This window comes from Phycicoccus sp. Soil748, from assembly GCF_001428025.1.
Lineage (GTDB): Bacteria > Actinomycetota > Actinomycetes > Actinomycetales > Dermatophilaceae > Pedococcus.
The window spans coordinates 76,637-90,938 of the sequence record NZ_LMSC01000001.1 but is presented as its reverse complement, the minus strand read 5'-3'; the positions used below and the strand labels follow the sequence as shown (position 1 = coordinate 90,938).

Sequence of the window (14,302 nt, the reverse complement as noted above, 5' to 3'; positions counted from 1 at the left end):
CGTCCCGCGGCAGGGGACAAGGGCCCTAGCCGCGAAGTCGTGACGACGCCACAGTGGCGCCATGGGCGGGGAGGAGAGCAGGCAGGGTACGGCGCTCCCGACGAGCCTCGACATCGCGCGGGCGGCGCACCTCGACCCGATCACGGTGGTCGCCGAGAGGGCGGGCATCCCGGTCGAGCGGCTGGAGCCGTACGGGCGCCACGTCGCCAAGATCGACCTGCGAACCATGGCCGACCTCGCCGACCGGCCGCGGGCGCGCTACGTCGTCGTCACCGCGATCACGCCCACCCCGCTGGGTGAGGGCAAGACCACGACGGCAGTCGGGCTCGCGCAGGGGCTGGCGGTGCTCGGGCACCGCGCGACCCTCGCCCTGCGCCAGCCGTCGATGGGGCCGACCTTCGGCATCAAGGGCGGCGCCGCCGGGGCCGGGTACAGCCAGGTGCTGCCGATGGAGCAGCTGAACCTGCACCTCACCGGGGACTTCCACGCCGTGACGGCGGCGCACAACCTCCTCGCCGCCATGGTCGCCAACCACCTGCACCACGGCAACGAGCTCGGCCTCGACCCCGCCAGCATCTCCTGGCGACGGGTGCTCGACGTCGACGACCGGGCCCTGCGCAACATCGTCGAGGGGCTGGGCGCGCGAGTCGACGGGGTCACCAGGCAGTCGGGGTTCGACATCACGGCGGCCAGCGAGGTCATGGTCATCCTCGGCCTCGCGACCTCACTGCAGGACCTGCGGGCGCGGCTCGGTCGCATCGTCGTCGGGTTCACCCGTGACGGCCACCCGGTCACCGCCGAGGACCTGCAGGCCGCGGGAGCCATGGCGGTCATCCTCAAGGACGCGTTGCAGCCGAACCTGTTGCAGACCACCGAGAACACGCCGGTGCTCGTGCACACCGGGCCCTTCGGCAACATCGCGACCGGAAACTCCTCGGTCATCGCTGACCGGATCGGGATCCACACCGGCGACTACCTGCTCACCGAGGCGGGGTTCGGCTCCGACATGGGAGCCGAGCGATTCTTCAACCTCAAGTGCCGGGTGTCGGGGCTGCAGCCGGACGCCGCGGTGCTCGTCGCCACGGTGCGCTCGCTCAAGGCGCACTCGGGCCACTACGCCGTGGTCGCGGGCCGGCCCTTGCCGCCGGAGATGCTCGAGGAGCGACCGCGCGCGGTGCTGGCCGGCGCGGACAACCTGCGCCGCCACATCGAGATCGTCCGGTCGTTCGGGGTGTCCCCGGTGGTGGCCGTGAACTCGTTCCCCTCCGACGCGCCTTCCGAGGTCGACGTGATCCGCCGGGTGGCGGAGGAGGAGGGTGTGCGCGTCGCGGTCTCGACGCACGTCGCGGACGGCGGCAAGGGCGCACGCGACCTCGCCCGGGCAGTGGTGGAGGCCTGCGCCGACGAGCACGACTTCCGCCCGACCTACGAGCTGGACGCACCGCTGCGCGACAAGATCGAGGCCTTGGCGACCGGCGTCTACGGTGCCGACGGGGTCGACTTCGCGCCGGCGGCCGCGAAGGACCTCGACCGGTTCGAGCTGCTCGGGTACGGCGCCTTCCCCGTGGTGGTGGCCAAGACGCACCTGTCGCTGTCGTCCGACCCCAGCCTGCGCGGCGTCCCTCGTGGCTGGCGGATGCCGGTGCGGGAGGTGCGTGCCGCGGCCGGCGCGGGCTACGTCTACGCGATCAGTGGTGACATGCGGACGATGCCGGGACTGCCCAGGCACCCGGCAGCCACCCGCATCGACCTCGGCGAGACCGGTGAGGTCGTCGGGCTCTTCTGACCACGCACCGCGCTGACGGTCCGGTCGGGGCACAGCCTCCCTTCAGGATCGGCGGCACACAGTGCAGGTATGACGGAGCTCGGCCCGCAACCGCGGGCCAGGGCGCTCCGGGAGCCGGCCAGGTCGGCTGGCTCGACACGGGTGCACTGGCCGGCGATGGGGGCTGCCGCCGCCGCCCTCTGGTGCGCCGCCTGGTTCGCCGCCGACGTCCGCCGGGGCGGCGCGTCCTGGCACTTCTTCGTCCTCGGCGGGGGAGTGCTCGGCGACCTCGATGACGGCTCGCGGGCGGGGCTGCACGTGTATGCCGAGCACCCGCTCCTGCAGATCGGCCCCCTCGCCCTCGCCGCAGCCTGGGGCCTCGCGCGGGTCACCGACGGGCGGTCGCTGTTGGCCGCGCAGGTGGTGGGAGCGGGACTCGGCGCCGTCGTGCTCCTGCTCGTCCGCCGCGTCGCCCTGCGGGCGACGACCTCGGCGGGACGAATACCGGAAGCCGTTTCCAAGGAGAAGTTCCTCGTCGCCGCAGCGTGTTTCGCGCCGGTGTGGCTGTATGCCGCGGTCTCCTCGGTCCACCTCGACGACGTCCTCGCGCTGGCCTTCGGCCTGTCGGCACTCGCCCTGGTCCAGTCGGGTCGTCCCGTCTTGGCCGGCCTGGCGGTCGCCGCTGCGGTGGACTCCAAGCCCTGGGCACTGCCTCTGGCCGTGGTGCTCCTGGCCCTCGCCTCACAGCGTGCGCGCTTCGTCGGTGAGGGGGTCGCTGCCGTCGGGGTGCTCGCGGGGTGGCTGCCGTTCTTCCTCGCCGATCCCCGGACCGTCCGTGCTCTCCACTACACGATCGTCAACACCGCGATGTCCGGCCTGCGCGTCCTGCACGTGACGTCGGCGCGCACCCCGCCCTGGGACCGGCCACTGCAGGCCCTCGTGGGCGTGGCGCTCGGCCTGGCGGCCCTGCGCCGTGGACGGCTCACCGGCGTGCCCCTGCTGGTCATGGCCAGTCGGCTGGCGCTCGACCCCGGGACGAACCGCTACTACACGGCGGGGGTCGCCGCAGGGGCGCTGTTGTGGGACCTGACGGGCTCGCGCCGGCGCTGGCCGTGGTGGACGCTGTCGGTGCTGCTGGTGCTGCACCTCGCGCGCTGGGTGCCTGCACTCAACCCGGTGCACGGACCGGCCCTGGTCCTGTTCGCCGTCCTCGCCGCCGCATCGGTGCTGTGGGTTCCTAGGTCCCGGAGGGTGATTCGACCCGCCGGATCATGGTCCACCCGGTCCAGCCCCGCTCCTCGAGCAGCTCCAACAGCCGTGGCGCGCAGGGCACCAGCTCGAGGAAGGCCGCGTCGAGCAGCTCCACCAGGTCGTCGCTGATCGGGAAGGGGTCCTCCACGCCCTCGGACTCTGCGGCGGCCGCCTCGATGAACGCGACCGCGCGGTCGGCCAGCTCGGGCAGGCGCAGGTCATCGGGGCCGACGTCGACCATGTCCGCGAGGTCGCGGTAGAGCTCGCGGATCTCGGGCACCTCGACCTGCTGCCGCTTGATCGACATGAGCCCAGCGACCTGGTCGGGCATCTGTGCGGCGATGAGGATCCAGCTGTCGCGCTCGACCTCGATGAGCCGCTCGCGAAACCCCAGCTCCCGCAACCGGTCCAGGTAGGCGACGACCTCCCCAGGCAGGGCGAGGCTCTCACCGGCCACGAGCTGGGCGACGCGTTGCCGGTGGCGTTGGCGTTCGCGGATCTCCGCGCGCAGGCGGCGGTCGATGTCGTCGACCGCCGCCGCGAACTCGTCCTCTTCCGCCTCGAGCAACGCGCGGACCCGTGACAGGGGCACGCCGGCCTCGGCGAGCGTGCGGATCCGGATCAGCTCCACGACGGCCGCGGCGTCATACCGCCGGTAGCCCGAGTGGTCCCGCTCGGGCTCGGGCAGCAGGCCCTTGGCGTGGTAGTGCCGCACGGCACGCACGGTCACCCCCGCGTACGCGGCGAGCTGGCTGATCGTCAGCATGCCGCCATTCCACCACCGAGCCGGGACGGGTCCACGCACATCCGTCAGGCGGCCTTGCGGCGATAGGTCGCCATGGCGAGCAAGTAGGCCACGACGAGGGCCCCGACACACCAGGCGAGGGCCACCCAGATGTCGCCGCCGACCGGCTGCTCGGCGAACAGCCTCCGGATCGTGTCGACGATCGAGGTCACCGGCTGGTGCTCGGCGAAGGCACGCACCGGCCCGAGCATGCTCGCGGTAGGGACGAAGGCGGAGCTGACGAACGGCAGGAAGACCAGCGGGTAGGAGAAGGCACTGGCCCCGTCGACCGACTTCGCGGTCAGGCCGGGGACGACCGCCATCCAGGTCAGCGCCAGGGTGAACACGAGCAGGATGCCGCCGACGGCCAGCCACGCCAGCACTCCTGCACCGCTGCGGAACCCCATGAGCAGGGCGGCGAGCAGGACCAGCACCAGCGAGATGGCATTGGCCAGCACCGAGGTGAGGACGTGTGCCCACAGCACCGAGGACCGTGCGATCGGCATCGACTGGAAGCGTTCGAAGATGCCGCTCTGCAGGTCGAGGAAGAGGCGGAACGCGGTGTAGGAGACGCCCGTGGCGACGGTGATGAGCAGGATGCCGGGCAGCAGGTAGTCGACATAGCGGCCCGGCCCCGCCGAGATGGCGCCGCCGAAGACGTAGACGAACAGCAGCAGGAACGCGATCGGCATGACCGCCGTCGTGATGATCGTGTCGAGGCTGCGGGTGACGTGGCGCATCGACCGCCCGAGCAGGACGGTGGTATCGGCGGCGAAGTGAGTGCTCATGCGTGCTCCTGGGTGAGGGCGAGGAAGACGTCCTCGAGGGTGGGCTGTTTCTCGACGTACTCGACCTGTGCCGGGGGCAGCAGCGCCTTGAGCTCGGCGAGGGTGCCGTCCACGAGGATCCGACCTTCGTGCAGGATCGCGATGCGGTCGGCGAGGTGCTCGGCCTCCTCGAGGTGCTGGGTCGTCAGCAGGACCGTCGTCCCGGCCGAGGCGAGCTGCTGGACCGCGGCCCAGACCTCGACGCGGGCCTGCGGGTCCAGCCCTGTGGTGGGCTCGTCGAGGAACACGACCGGCGGGTCGCCGATGAGGCTCATCGCGAGGTCGAGGCGCCGTCGCATGCCGCCCGACCAGGTGGAGACCCTGCGACCACCCGCCTCCGTGAGCGAGAAGCGGCGGAGGAGGTCGTCGGCGACCGTCCCGGGTGAGCCGACGTGGCGCAGCCTCGCGACCAGGACGAGGTTCTCCCGTCCGGTGAGCACCTCGTCGACGGCGGCGAACTGACCCGTGAGGCTGATCGACCGGCGCACGTCGGCAGGTTGCGTGGCCACGTCGTACCCGGCGACGGTGGCGGTGCCGCCGTCGGCGGCGAGCAGGGTAGACAGGATCCTGATGACGGTGGTCTTTCCTGCCCCGTTGGACCCGAGCAGGGCGACGATGCTGCCCGGCGGGACGTCGAGGTCGACGCCACGCAGGACGTGCAGGGCCTGGAACGACTTCTGCAGGCCCTCGACGTGGATGGCGGCCGGTGGTGGTTTCGTGGTCATGCCACGAGCGTGCAACCTTGACCCTGCGTCAAGGTCAAGCACCAGTTCGACCGGGGTGCAGCCGCAAGCCGGGCTTGGGTGGGTGGTTGCGAAAAGCGCTGTCCTGCAAAGGTCCTGCGAGCGACCGCACCGTGTTCGACCAGTTCGCCGCTGGGGGCCGGAGGTCTAGCCGCAGGACCTTGAGCACTGGTCGCGGGTGGCCCGTTTCACCTACGGCCCCCACCGTGAGGGCCAGCAGGTCGGGAGGTTCGAGGTGCCCGCAGGCACAGGGCTGGACGAGCTGCGGGTCGTCGTCTCGCCGGCGCAGGGTCAGGCCGACGTGCCGGTCGCCGTGACCACCTTCGACGTCGCGGGCTTCGAGCCACTGGTCCTGTGGGGAGGCGTGGCCCTCCTGCTGGTCAACGTCCTCGGCGCCGTGGTCCTCGCGACGTCGCCGCGCAGTCGTGGGCGGGAGCCGATCGACACCCTGGCCGGACAGTCCGCCTCACTGACCGCGACCCGTCACTGACCTGGCGCGGTGTAGCTGACGTCCTGATGGCTGGCGGCGTCCACGTCCTCGGGGCTGAGCAGCACGACGGTCCGCACGTGCGTCAGCCCGCTGGCGTTGACCGCCATGGCGAGGGCGGCGGCCGCCCGGTTGTCCGGCAGCTCGCAGACCGTGAAGACGTCGTCGTCGCCGAACGCGAAGTCGAACGAAGCCATGCTCCCGCCTGCGGCCTGTGCCGCGTCGGAGATGACCTTGGCCCGGGCGCTGCCGCCCTTGGCCAGGACGCCCTGCATCCCGGAGCTCTCGTAGCGGGCGATGAACAGGTAGCGAGCCATGGCATACCTCCTGGGTGTCGACGAGGCCCGGCACCTCCAGCGTCGCCACCGCGAGGGTGTGCCGGATCCGCCATGCGGGTGAGATCCGGGGCGCTCGCCTCACCTCAGTGGATGGGCCTGCCCGCGCTCCAGCACCACCACGCGGTCACGGAGCCCCTCACGTTCGGCCGCCTGCGTGAAGTCGCTCAAGGGTGAGGTGAAGACGTCGTAGTCGTCGAAGTGGATGGGGATGGCCGTGCTCGGGTCGATGAGCCGCACGGCCTCCACCCCCTGCTCGGCGTCCATCGTCACCATGATCCCGAGCACCTTGGTGCCGCCGAGGTGGAAGAGCCCGAGGTCGACCTCGGGGTACCGCTTCGGGATCTGCTCCAGGTCGTCGTACATGAGCGTGTCGCCACTGACGTAGATCGTGGAGACCGCGGCGTCGTCGGCCTGCAGCACGCTGCCCATGACGTCGGGGAGCACCAGGTCGCTGATGCCGGGGCCGTGGCGGCCCGGGCAGGAGGTGATGCGCAGCCGGCGGTCGCCCTTGCGCACCGTCGCGGTGTCCCAGGTGTCGAGCCCGACGGCTTGGCTGAACCCGACCTCGTGCAGCTGGTCGCGGGCCTGGGGCGTCGTGACGACGGGCAGCGACCGGTCGAGCTTCGCCTGTGCGACCTGGTCGAAGTGGTCGCCGTGGTAGTGCGAGAGCAGCACGAGGTCGAGCGGTGGCAGCTCCTCGACCTCCATGGCGGGGTCGGTGAGGCGGGTGGCGTGGAGGCCGTGGCCGAGGTCGACCTTCTCGTGTCGGTGGACGAACGTCGGGTCGGTGAGGATCGTGAACCCGCCGTAGCGCAGCAGCACCGTCGCGTTGCCGATGAAGCGCACCGAGTCCTCCTCGCCGGTGTCGACCTGGTTCGGGGGCAGCTGCAGCTCGATGTCCATGGGCGCTCCCTACCCACCCCGCGCGAGGCCATACCCTGGCCGGGCGGGGACCTTGGCCCCTTGGCGTGGCCTGGTGGCGAGCGTGGACTGGTCCCGTGACCGGGCTCAGCAGACGTCGTCGGCTCGTTGCGGTCGCCGCGGTCGTGGCGGCCCTTCCCTTGGCTGCCTGCGGCGGCACCGACGGAACGGGCGGCGGCATGATGGGCGGAGGGTCGCGCGCCGGGACGGGGATGATGGGCGACAGCGGCATGGCCTACCGCCGGCTCACCTGCGCACCGCCCTCAGCCGTACCGGGCGAGGTGGTGCGGGTGCAGCTGTCCGACATGGGCATGAACGCGGTGGCCTCCGGCGACGCACCGAGGGGTGCGCGGATGGTGCTGCGCGCCACCCCGACGACGATCACCGCCGGCACGGTCTCCCTCCTGGTGGAGAACCTCGGCTGGCGCACCCACGAGCTGGTGGTCCTGCCCCTGGCGGCAGGTGCCGTCGAGGGCCGACGGGTGCCCGGTGCGGACGGCAAGGTGGACGAGGCGGGAAGCCTCGGCGAGGCCTCGCGCTCGTGCGCGGCCGGGGAGGGTGACGGTATCGAGTCGGGCGCCGTGGGCTGGGTGACCCTGGACCTCGCGCCGGGCCACTACGAGCTGGTGTGCAACCTCACGAACCACTACGCCGACGGCATGCACGCGGAGCTGGTCGTCCGCTGAGACCTCGCCCTGGCCCTCGCGCGAGACCGCGCCCGCGTCCTCACCAGGTGATCTCCTGGCACCCGGTGTGGGTGTCGGGCTCCACCTGCAGCGTCGCGTGCTCCACCCCGAACGACGCGCGCATCACGCGGCCGGCCTCGTCGAGGACCTCGTGGGCGTCGACCCCGGACGCGGTGACCAGGTGGGCGGTGGCGACGTTCATGCCGGACGTGAGCGTCCACAGGTGCAGGTCGTGGACGTCGGTCACGCCGGGCACCGCACCGAGTGCGCCGGCCACCTCGTCGGGGTCCATGCCGGCGGGCACGTGCTGGCCGAGGACGACGAGCACCTCGCGGCCCAGGGACACCGCCCGGACGGCGACGAACGCGGCGATCGCGAGCGCGATACCGGTGTCCCACCAGGCGCTGCCGGTCCAGGCGACGAGCGCGCCGGCGGCGACCACGCCCAGCGACCCGAGCGTGTCCGCCACGACCTCGAGGTAGGCGCCCTTGACGTTGAGTGACTCCGCGGCGCCGCCGCGCAGGAGCACGAGGGAGACCAGGTTGACCACGAGCCCCAGGGCGCCGACGACGAGCATGGGGCCGGAGGCGACGTCGGCACCTCGGCCGATCCGGCTCACCGCCTCGACCGCGATGTAGACCGAGACGGCGACCATGAGCAGCACCGCGAGGCCCGACGCGAAGACCTCGGCGCGGTAGGAGCCGAACGTCCGCCGGCCGGTGGTGTCGGCGCGGGTGGCGATCCGCGTGGCGAGCAGCGCAGCCCCGAGCGCGACCACGTCCGCGGCCATGTGGCCGGCGTCGCTGAGCAGGGCCAGCGAGCCGGAGGTGAGGGCGGTGACGAGCTCGACGACGAAGTAGGCGGCGACGAGGACGAAGGCCACCTGCAGCCGCCAGCGGTGGGCGGTCCCGGCGTGGCCGTGCGCGTGCGAGTGGCCGCCGCTCACGTGGCGGCCTGCTCGAGCGGGTGCATGGCTCGATCGTAGGCGTTCGGTCCGTGGCTCCGGCCGGGCCTGGCTCAGTCGAGCAGCGTGCCCACGTGGGCCAGGCGCTCCGGCACGAGGGTGTACCAGGCCCACGTGCCCCGGCGCTCGCGCGTGAGCAGGCCGGCTTCCACGAGGATGCGCAGGTGGTGGCTCATGGTCGGCTGGCTGAGGCCCACGGCCTCGGCGAGGTCCCGCACGCAGGCCTCACCGGCGGGTGAGCCCCTGACGATGCCCAGCACCTGGAGCCGGGCGGGGTCCGCCACCGCCTTGAGGAGGGCCGCCCTGCGCTCGGCCTCCTCCCGCGGCATGGTGGCACCGACGCGGACGGCGGGCAGCTCCTCTGCCCGGGAGCCACGGCGCGCGCCGGAGCCGGTCACGGCAGGACCCGCCGCCGAGTCAGCCATCGCACCTCACCCCTTCCCTCCATCGAGGATTGTCGATGGAGGGAAGGGGTGGCGCAAGCCGTGCACGCTGCCCGGTCCCTGTGCTGCAGTAGGGAGGTGGACGCAGCCGAGGTCGCCGACCGGTTCGGGCTGGGGCGCGCCCTGCGGCTCTCCGACGGGCCGGTGGCCCGCGGCCGGCAGGGCGAGGTGTGGCGCCTGGAGACCAGCGACGCCGTGTGGGCCGTCAAGGTGGGGCACGAGCGGCGTACCGAGCGGGATGTCGCGACCGCGACCGCCTTCCACGAGGCGGCGTACGCAGCCGGCGTGCCGACGCCGGTCGTGGTGCGCACCGTGGACGGCGCGGTGCTCGCGGACAGCGGGCCGCACCAGGTGAGGGTCCACGGCTGGGTGGACCTCGGCGCCCCCGACCCGCTGCTCGACCCCGCCGTGGTGGGGGCCGTGGTGGCAGCCGTGCACCGGGTCCCGTACGACGGCGGCGGCGAGCCGGACGCGTGGTCGCACACGCCGGTCGGCGCCGCGCGCTGGGACGAGCTGCTCGCCCGGCTGCGTGCGGCGCAGGCGCCTTTCGCCGAACCGCTCGCAGGCCTGCGCGACGAGCTGGTCGCACTGGAGGGGTGGATGGAGCCGCCGTCGCAGCTGCGCACCTGCCACCGCGACCTGTGGGCCGACAACGTGCTGCCCGCCGCGGACGGTGGGGTCTGCGTCGTCGACTGGGACCAGAGCGGCCCGGCCGATCCGAGCCACGAGCTCGCCTGCGTCCTCTTCGAGTTCGGGCGCACCGACCCCGGCCGGGCCAGGGCGCTCACGGGCGCCTACGCCGAGATCGGGGGACCCGGTGCGGTCACGCGCCGCGGGCACTTCTCCATGCTCATCGCCCAGCTCGGCCACATCACCGAGACGGCCGCGGGCGACTGGCTGGCGCCGAACCGGCGGTCGCCGACGAGGGACGACGCCGAGGCGTGGGTCGGCGAGGTCATCAGTGAGCCGCACACGAGGCGGGTGCTCGACGACCTCCTCGCCGCCGTGGCCTCCGGCAGCCAGGACACCGGCGGGAGCGTCGTGACCCCCGGCAGGCAGGACACCGGCGATGCGGCTCCGCCTGTGTGAGAATCCTGGCACGAGCCGAAATGCCGCGATCGAGGCAAAGGGGGGCCGGTGGTGCAGAGCCGGGGCGTGCGCATCCTCGTCGCCGAGGACGACGAGGACATCCGTGTCCTCGTCGAGCGCATCTTCGCCCACGTGGGGGTTGCCGTGAGCTCGGTCGCCGACGGCGCGGCGGCGCTGCGGGGGCTCGCCGACCAGCCGCCGGACTGCCTCGTCGTCGACCTGCGGATGCCCGACGTCGACGGCATGGACGTGCTGTCCGAGCTGGCGAGGTCGGGCTCCACGGTGCCGGTGGTCCTGCTGACCGCCTCGGTGGAGCCCGAGGTGGAGGTGCAGGCGTTGGCCGCCGGGGCCGTGGCAGTGGTGCGCAAGCCGTTCCAGACCAAGGTGCTGGTGTCGGTCGTCGCCCGGGCCATCCGTGGTGCCCAGCCGGATCGTGAGCTGCCCCCGCGGCTCGTCGAGCTGGCCGGGGCCTGAGCTCAGGGTCTGTCCGGCTGGTGGGTCCTCGAGCCGGCGGCCGGCGGGGGCGTCGCGCCGGAACCGGTGTCGACCTGGACTCCCAGCCGTGACTCGAGGCGGCCCAGGGTGTCGAGCGCGTTGGTGAGGTCCTCGAGGACGTCGCCGCCGGCCACCCCACTCGTGGCGGACTCGTGAGCCAGCTCGAGGTGCCCGCGCAGCGCCGCGAGGATGTTGCGCACCCGGTGGTCGACGTCGTCAGCCACCGGCCACCGTCCCACCAGCCTCCCGAGCGGCCGGGGCGACGGGCGCCACCCACCGGTAGCCGATCCGCGTCTCGGTGCGGATGAAGCGCGGCTCCTTGGAGTCGTCGCCGAGCTTGCGCCGCAACGAGCGCAGGTGCGCCCGGAGCGTCTGTAGCGTCTCCTCGCCGTGGCCGGCCCCCCAGACCTTGCCGATGAGGTACTGGTGGGTCAGCAGCTTGCCGGGCTGGGACACGAACAGCTGCAGCAACCGCCACTCCGTGGGGGTCAGCCGCACGGTCGCTCCCTCGAGCGACACCGACTTCAGGCCCAGGTCGACCACCAGGCCGTCCGAGGTCACCGTCGACGAGTCGGGGGTGGCGCCGGCGCGACGCAGCAGGGCCCGCACCCGGGCCCGGAGCTCGCCGAGCCCGAACGGCTTCTCCAGGTAGTCGTCGGCCCCCTCGTCGAGCGCCTCGATCTTGCGCTGCTCCTCGCCGTCGCCGGACAGCACCAGCACGGGCACGCTGCTCCAGGTGCGCACGCGCCGCAGGACCTCGGTGCCGTCGATGTCGGGCAGGTTGAGGTCGAGGACGATCAGGTCGGGGGAGCCGGCGGCGGTGAGCGCCACGGCGTCCAGGCCCGTGCGCGAGGACTCGACGTCGTACCCCTCCCGCTCCAGGGCGCGGGTCAGGGCCGTCACGATCTGTGCCTCGTCGTCGACCACCAGCAGCCGGGCCATGGGCCCGAGTCTAGGTCCACGTCTTCACGGCATCTTCACGCAGCGGCTGGGGCAGGGCGTCGCCTCCTTCATGCGCGGCGGGGCACGATGGGGCACGGCACCCCCCGGGTGTCGGTCACGGCCCTGGGTTTCCCCTCCACGGGGCCGCAGTGACCGGACGGGCTCGATGGGACCCCCTGCACCCTTCGAGCCCGTCCCCGCCCCGGATGAGGAATGCTGGTGTCATGCCCCTCGCGCTCATCGCCGACGACGACGCGGACATCCGCGAGCTGCTCTCCCTCGCGGTGGGTCGCACGGGTGCCCAGACGGTCGTGGCGGAGGACGGCCGCGAGGCCGTGCACATGCTGGAGACGTTGTCCCCCGACATCGTCCTGCTCGACGTCCAGATGCCCGGTCTGAGCGGCATCGAGGTGTGCTGGTGGATCCGGCGGCAGCGGCACCTGCTCGAGGTGCCCGTCATCCTCGTGAGCTCGCGCACCTCTCCCTTCGAGATCGACGCCGGGCTGCTCGCCGGGGCCAACAGCTACATCACCAAGCCGTTCAGCCCGGCCCACATCATGGCCGTGGTGACCCAGCTGCTCATGGAGCGCACCGAGCTGCACCCGCCGTCGGTCGTCGTCATCCCCTCGCTGCCGGGCATCCCGGGCGACTGACCGTGACCGCGAGCGCTGCCGCGCGACCCTGGGGAGCGTCGGTCCGCCGGTGGCGCCGGGGCGTCCTCGGTGCGGCGCTGCTGCTGCTCGTCTTCGTCCTCATGCTCGGGTCCGTGGCCCTGGCCCCGCGGGGCGGCACCGTGGCCGCATGGTGGCCCGCGGCCGGGGTGAGCGCCGGCGCGGTGCTGCTGGCCCGTGGCCCCCGGCGTCGCTGGGTCATGGTCGGCGGCGTCTGGGCCGTGTGCTTCCTGGCCAACCTCATCGGGGGTCGCGCCACGGGCGCCGCCCTGGGGTACTCCGTCGCGAACACGGCCGAGTGCGCGGTGGTGGTCGTGCTCATGACCGAGCTCGGCGGCCCCGGTCGCTCGCTGCGCACCATGGCCGACTTCTCCCGGCTGCTTCTCGCCTCGGTGGCCGGTGCCCTCGTCGCGGGCGGTGTCGGCGGCCTGACGGCGGCGACGCTCACCGGCGGCGACCTGCTGCTGGCCTGGCGGGCCATCGGTGCCGCCCACCTGGCCGCCCTGCTCGTGATCCTGCCGCTGTTCCTGGCGCGGGCGGGTGCCGTGGCACGACCGCTCTGGGAGCTGGTCGTCCAGTGGGCGGCGCTGCTGGCCGTCTCCTCCGTCGTCTTCGGCCTTGCCAGCGGGCTGCCGGTCGCCTTCGTCGCCATACCCGTCCTGGTCTGGGGCGCGCTGCGCAACTCGGTGCGCACGACCGCCATCCAGCTGTTGGTGCTCGGGGTGGTCGTCAGCCTCTTCACCGCGCACGGCACCGGTCCGTTCGCCCTCACCGCCACCGGCGGCCGCGTCGACCCCGACGAGGTCTCGGGGCTGGTGCAGGTGTTCCTCGCCGTGTGCGCGTTCACCGTGCTGCCCCTGGCGCTGACCGTGCAGCAGGGCCGTGACCTGCTGGCCCGGGTCACCGACAGCGAGGAGCTGTTCCGCCAGGGCTTCGCCGACGCGATGCTGGGGATGTTCATCCTGCGCTGCGAGGACGACCACCCCCGCGCGGTGGAGCTCAACGACGTCGCCGCCCGCCTGCTGGGACGACGGCGCGAGGAGCTCCTCGGCGGTGGTGACTGGCTCGGGCACTTCCTGCAGCCAGGCCGTGAGGAGGTCCGCGAGGGGCTGCTGGCGCTCATCGCCGGCGACCGTAGGGGCTGGCGCGGTGAGGTGCAGCTGGCCGGAGAGCCCTCCCGGTGGCTCGAGCTGGTGTTCTCGCCGCTGCGCCGTGACGCCCGTGACCACATGTTCACGGTGCAGCTCGTCGACACGACCGAGCAGCACGCAGCCCGCCAGGTGCTCGAGGCGGCCCTGGTCAAGGAACGTGAGCTCGTGCGCGACCTGCACCGGCTCAACGACTCCAAGTCCACCTTCGTGTCGTCGGTCAGCCACGAGCTGAGGACACCGGTGACCAGCGTGGTCGGCTACACCGAGATGCTCATGGACGGCATCGGTGGTGAGGTGAACGCCGACCAGCGCGACATGCTCACCCGCATACGCCGCAACGGCCAGCGCCTCATGGTGCTCATCGAGGACCTGCTCACCGCCTCCCGCCTCGAGTCGGGCACCTCCCGCCTCGAGCTGAGCGACCTCGACCTGCGCACCTGCGCACAGGAGGCGGTCGACGGCCTGCACCCCCTCCTGCGCGACCGCGACCTGTCGGTCGAGCTCGTGCTGGACGCCGAGCCGCTCATGGTGCTCGCCGACGCCGCGCAGGTGGAGCGGCTCCTGGCCAACCTGCTCAGCAACGCCGTGAAGTTCACGCCCGACGGTGGGTCGGTGACCGTGACGGCCGGGCGCGCGGGCCGGCTGGCGACCCTTGCCGTCGCCGACACCGGCATGGGGGTACCCGAGGACGAGCAGGACCAGCTCTTCAGCCGCTNTCTTCCGCTCCTCGACGGCCCAGCGCCGT

Annotated in this window: 15 protein-coding genes and 1 pseudogene; 7 read left to right on the top strand and 9 right to left on the bottom strand. The window is 72.7% G+C overall.

Features of this window, described 5'->3' with window-relative positions; all coding sequences use genetic code 11:
* The first annotated feature begins 61 nt into the window (after positions 1–61).
* On the top strand, positions 62–1,786 hold the full coding sequence (locus ASG70_RS00405; protein WP_056881894.1) for a formate--tetrahydrofolate ligase: 1,725 nt from the start codon (positions 62–64) through the stop codon (positions 1,784–1,786).
* Between the two features lie 1,216 nt (positions 1,787–3,002).
* Here ASG70_RS00405 and ASG70_RS00400 read toward each other — a convergent pair.
* Genes ASG70_RS00400 through ASG70_RS00390 form a run of 3 tightly spaced genes read right to left on the bottom strand, consistent with a single transcriptional unit; the run spans position 3,003 to position 5,352 of the window.
* Positions 3,003–3,782, bottom strand: coding sequence for a MerR family transcriptional regulator (locus ASG70_RS00400; protein WP_056881893.1), 780 nt, complete (start codon positions 3,780–3,782; stop codon positions 3,003–3,005).
* Between the two features lie 44 nt (positions 3,783–3,826).
* Positions 3,827–4,588 (bottom strand): ABC transporter permease, encoded by a 762-nt coding sequence (locus tag ASG70_RS00395; RefSeq protein ID WP_056881892.1) that lies wholly within the window; start codon positions 4,586–4,588, stop codon positions 3,827–3,829.
* Entirely contained in the window at positions 4,585–5,352 is a 768-nt protein-coding gene (locus ASG70_RS00390; protein ID WP_056881891.1) for an ABC transporter ATP-binding protein, read from the bottom strand. The genes ASG70_RS00395 and ASG70_RS00390 overlap by 4 nt, the downstream gene beginning before the upstream one ends.
* Positions 5,353–5,548: 196 nt before the next feature.
* Between ASG70_RS00390 and ASG70_RS00385 the strand changes: the two genes are divergently transcribed.
* On the top strand, positions 5,549–5,860 hold the full coding sequence (locus ASG70_RS00385; RefSeq protein ID WP_056881890.1) for a hypothetical protein: 312 nt from the start codon (positions 5,549–5,551) through the stop codon (positions 5,858–5,860).
* On the opposite strand, the gene ASG70_RS00380 is transcribed toward ASG70_RS00385, so the two are convergent.
* Together ASG70_RS00380 and ASG70_RS00375 are read right to left on the bottom strand one after the other, a co-directional pair.
* A complete protein-coding gene (locus ASG70_RS00380; RefSeq protein WP_056881889.1) occupies positions 5,854–6,174 on the bottom strand; it encodes a GYD domain-containing protein in 321 nt (106 codons plus the stop codon). The genes ASG70_RS00385 and ASG70_RS00380 overlap by 7 nt on opposite strands.
* Before the next feature lie 99 nt (positions 6,175–6,273).
* Positions 6,274–7,098 (bottom strand): MBL fold metallo-hydrolase, encoded by an 825-nt coding sequence (locus ASG70_RS00375; protein WP_056881888.1) that lies wholly within the window; start codon positions 7,096–7,098, stop codon positions 6,274–6,276.
* Positions 7,099–7,193: 95 nt separating this feature from the next.
* Between ASG70_RS00375 and ASG70_RS00370 the strand changes: the two genes are divergently transcribed.
* Positions 7,194–7,802: a hypothetical protein gene (locus ASG70_RS00370; RefSeq protein WP_082589838.1), complete on the top strand. Its 609-nt coding sequence runs from the start codon at positions 7,194–7,196 to the stop codon at positions 7,800–7,802.
* 40 nt (positions 7,803–7,842) lie between these two features.
* Here ASG70_RS00370 and ASG70_RS00365 read toward each other — a convergent pair whose 3' ends face one another.
* Both ASG70_RS00365 and ASG70_RS00360 read right to left on the bottom strand, forming a co-directional pair.
* On the bottom strand, positions 7,843–8,748 hold the full coding sequence (locus ASG70_RS00365) for a cation diffusion facilitator family transporter (RefSeq protein ID WP_056881886.1): 906 nt from the start codon (positions 8,746–8,748) through the stop codon (positions 7,843–7,845).
* Positions 8,749–8,819: 71 nt separating this feature from the next.
* Positions 8,820–9,191, bottom strand: a complete 372-nt coding sequence (locus ASG70_RS00360; RefSeq protein WP_200949154.1) for a helix-turn-helix transcriptional regulator — start codon at positions 9,189–9,191, stop codon at positions 8,820–8,822.
* A 96-nt stretch (positions 9,192–9,287) separates the two neighbouring features.
* Here ASG70_RS00360 and ASG70_RS00355 point away from each other — a divergent pair, with 96 nt between their 5' ends.
* A complete protein-coding gene (locus tag ASG70_RS00355) occupies positions 9,288–10,298 on the top strand; it encodes an aminoglycoside phosphotransferase family protein (RefSeq protein WP_056881885.1) in 1,011 nt (336 codons plus the stop codon).
* A 48-nt stretch (positions 10,299–10,346) separates the two neighbouring features.
* Positions 10,347–10,772, top strand: a complete 426-nt coding sequence (locus tag ASG70_RS00350; protein ID WP_056881884.1) for a response regulator — start codon at positions 10,347–10,349, stop codon at positions 10,770–10,772.
* Positions 10,773–10,774: 2 nt separating this feature from the next.
* Here the strand turns inward: ASG70_RS00350 and ASG70_RS00345 are convergent, their stop codons facing one another.
* Both ASG70_RS00345 and ASG70_RS00340 read right to left on the bottom strand, forming a co-directional pair.
* Positions 10,775–11,017 (bottom strand): hypothetical protein, encoded by a 243-nt coding sequence (locus tag ASG70_RS00345; protein ID WP_156399747.1) that lies wholly within the window; start codon positions 11,015–11,017, stop codon positions 10,775–10,777.
* Complete coding sequence (locus ASG70_RS00340; RefSeq protein ID WP_056881882.1) at positions 11,010–11,735, bottom strand: response regulator transcription factor; 726 nt, start codon at positions 11,733–11,735, stop codon at positions 11,010–11,012. The genes ASG70_RS00345 and ASG70_RS00340 overlap by 8 nt, the downstream gene beginning before the upstream one ends.
* A gap of 224 nt (positions 11,736–11,959) precedes the next feature.
* On the opposite strand from ASG70_RS00340, the gene ASG70_RS00335 reads away from it, so the two are divergent.
* Together ASG70_RS00335 and ASG70_RS20275 are read left to right on the top strand one after the other, a co-directional pair.
* Positions 11,960–12,388, top strand: a complete 429-nt coding sequence (locus tag ASG70_RS00335) for a response regulator (protein WP_056881881.1) — start codon at positions 11,960–11,962, stop codon at positions 12,386–12,388.
* Positions 12,389–12,390: 2 nt separating this feature from the next.
* Positions 12,391–14,272: pseudogene (locus ASG70_RS20275) on the top strand (histidine kinase dimerization/phospho-acceptor domain-containing protein); the annotation flags it as partial.
* Positions 14,273–14,302 lie beyond the last annotated feature (30 nt).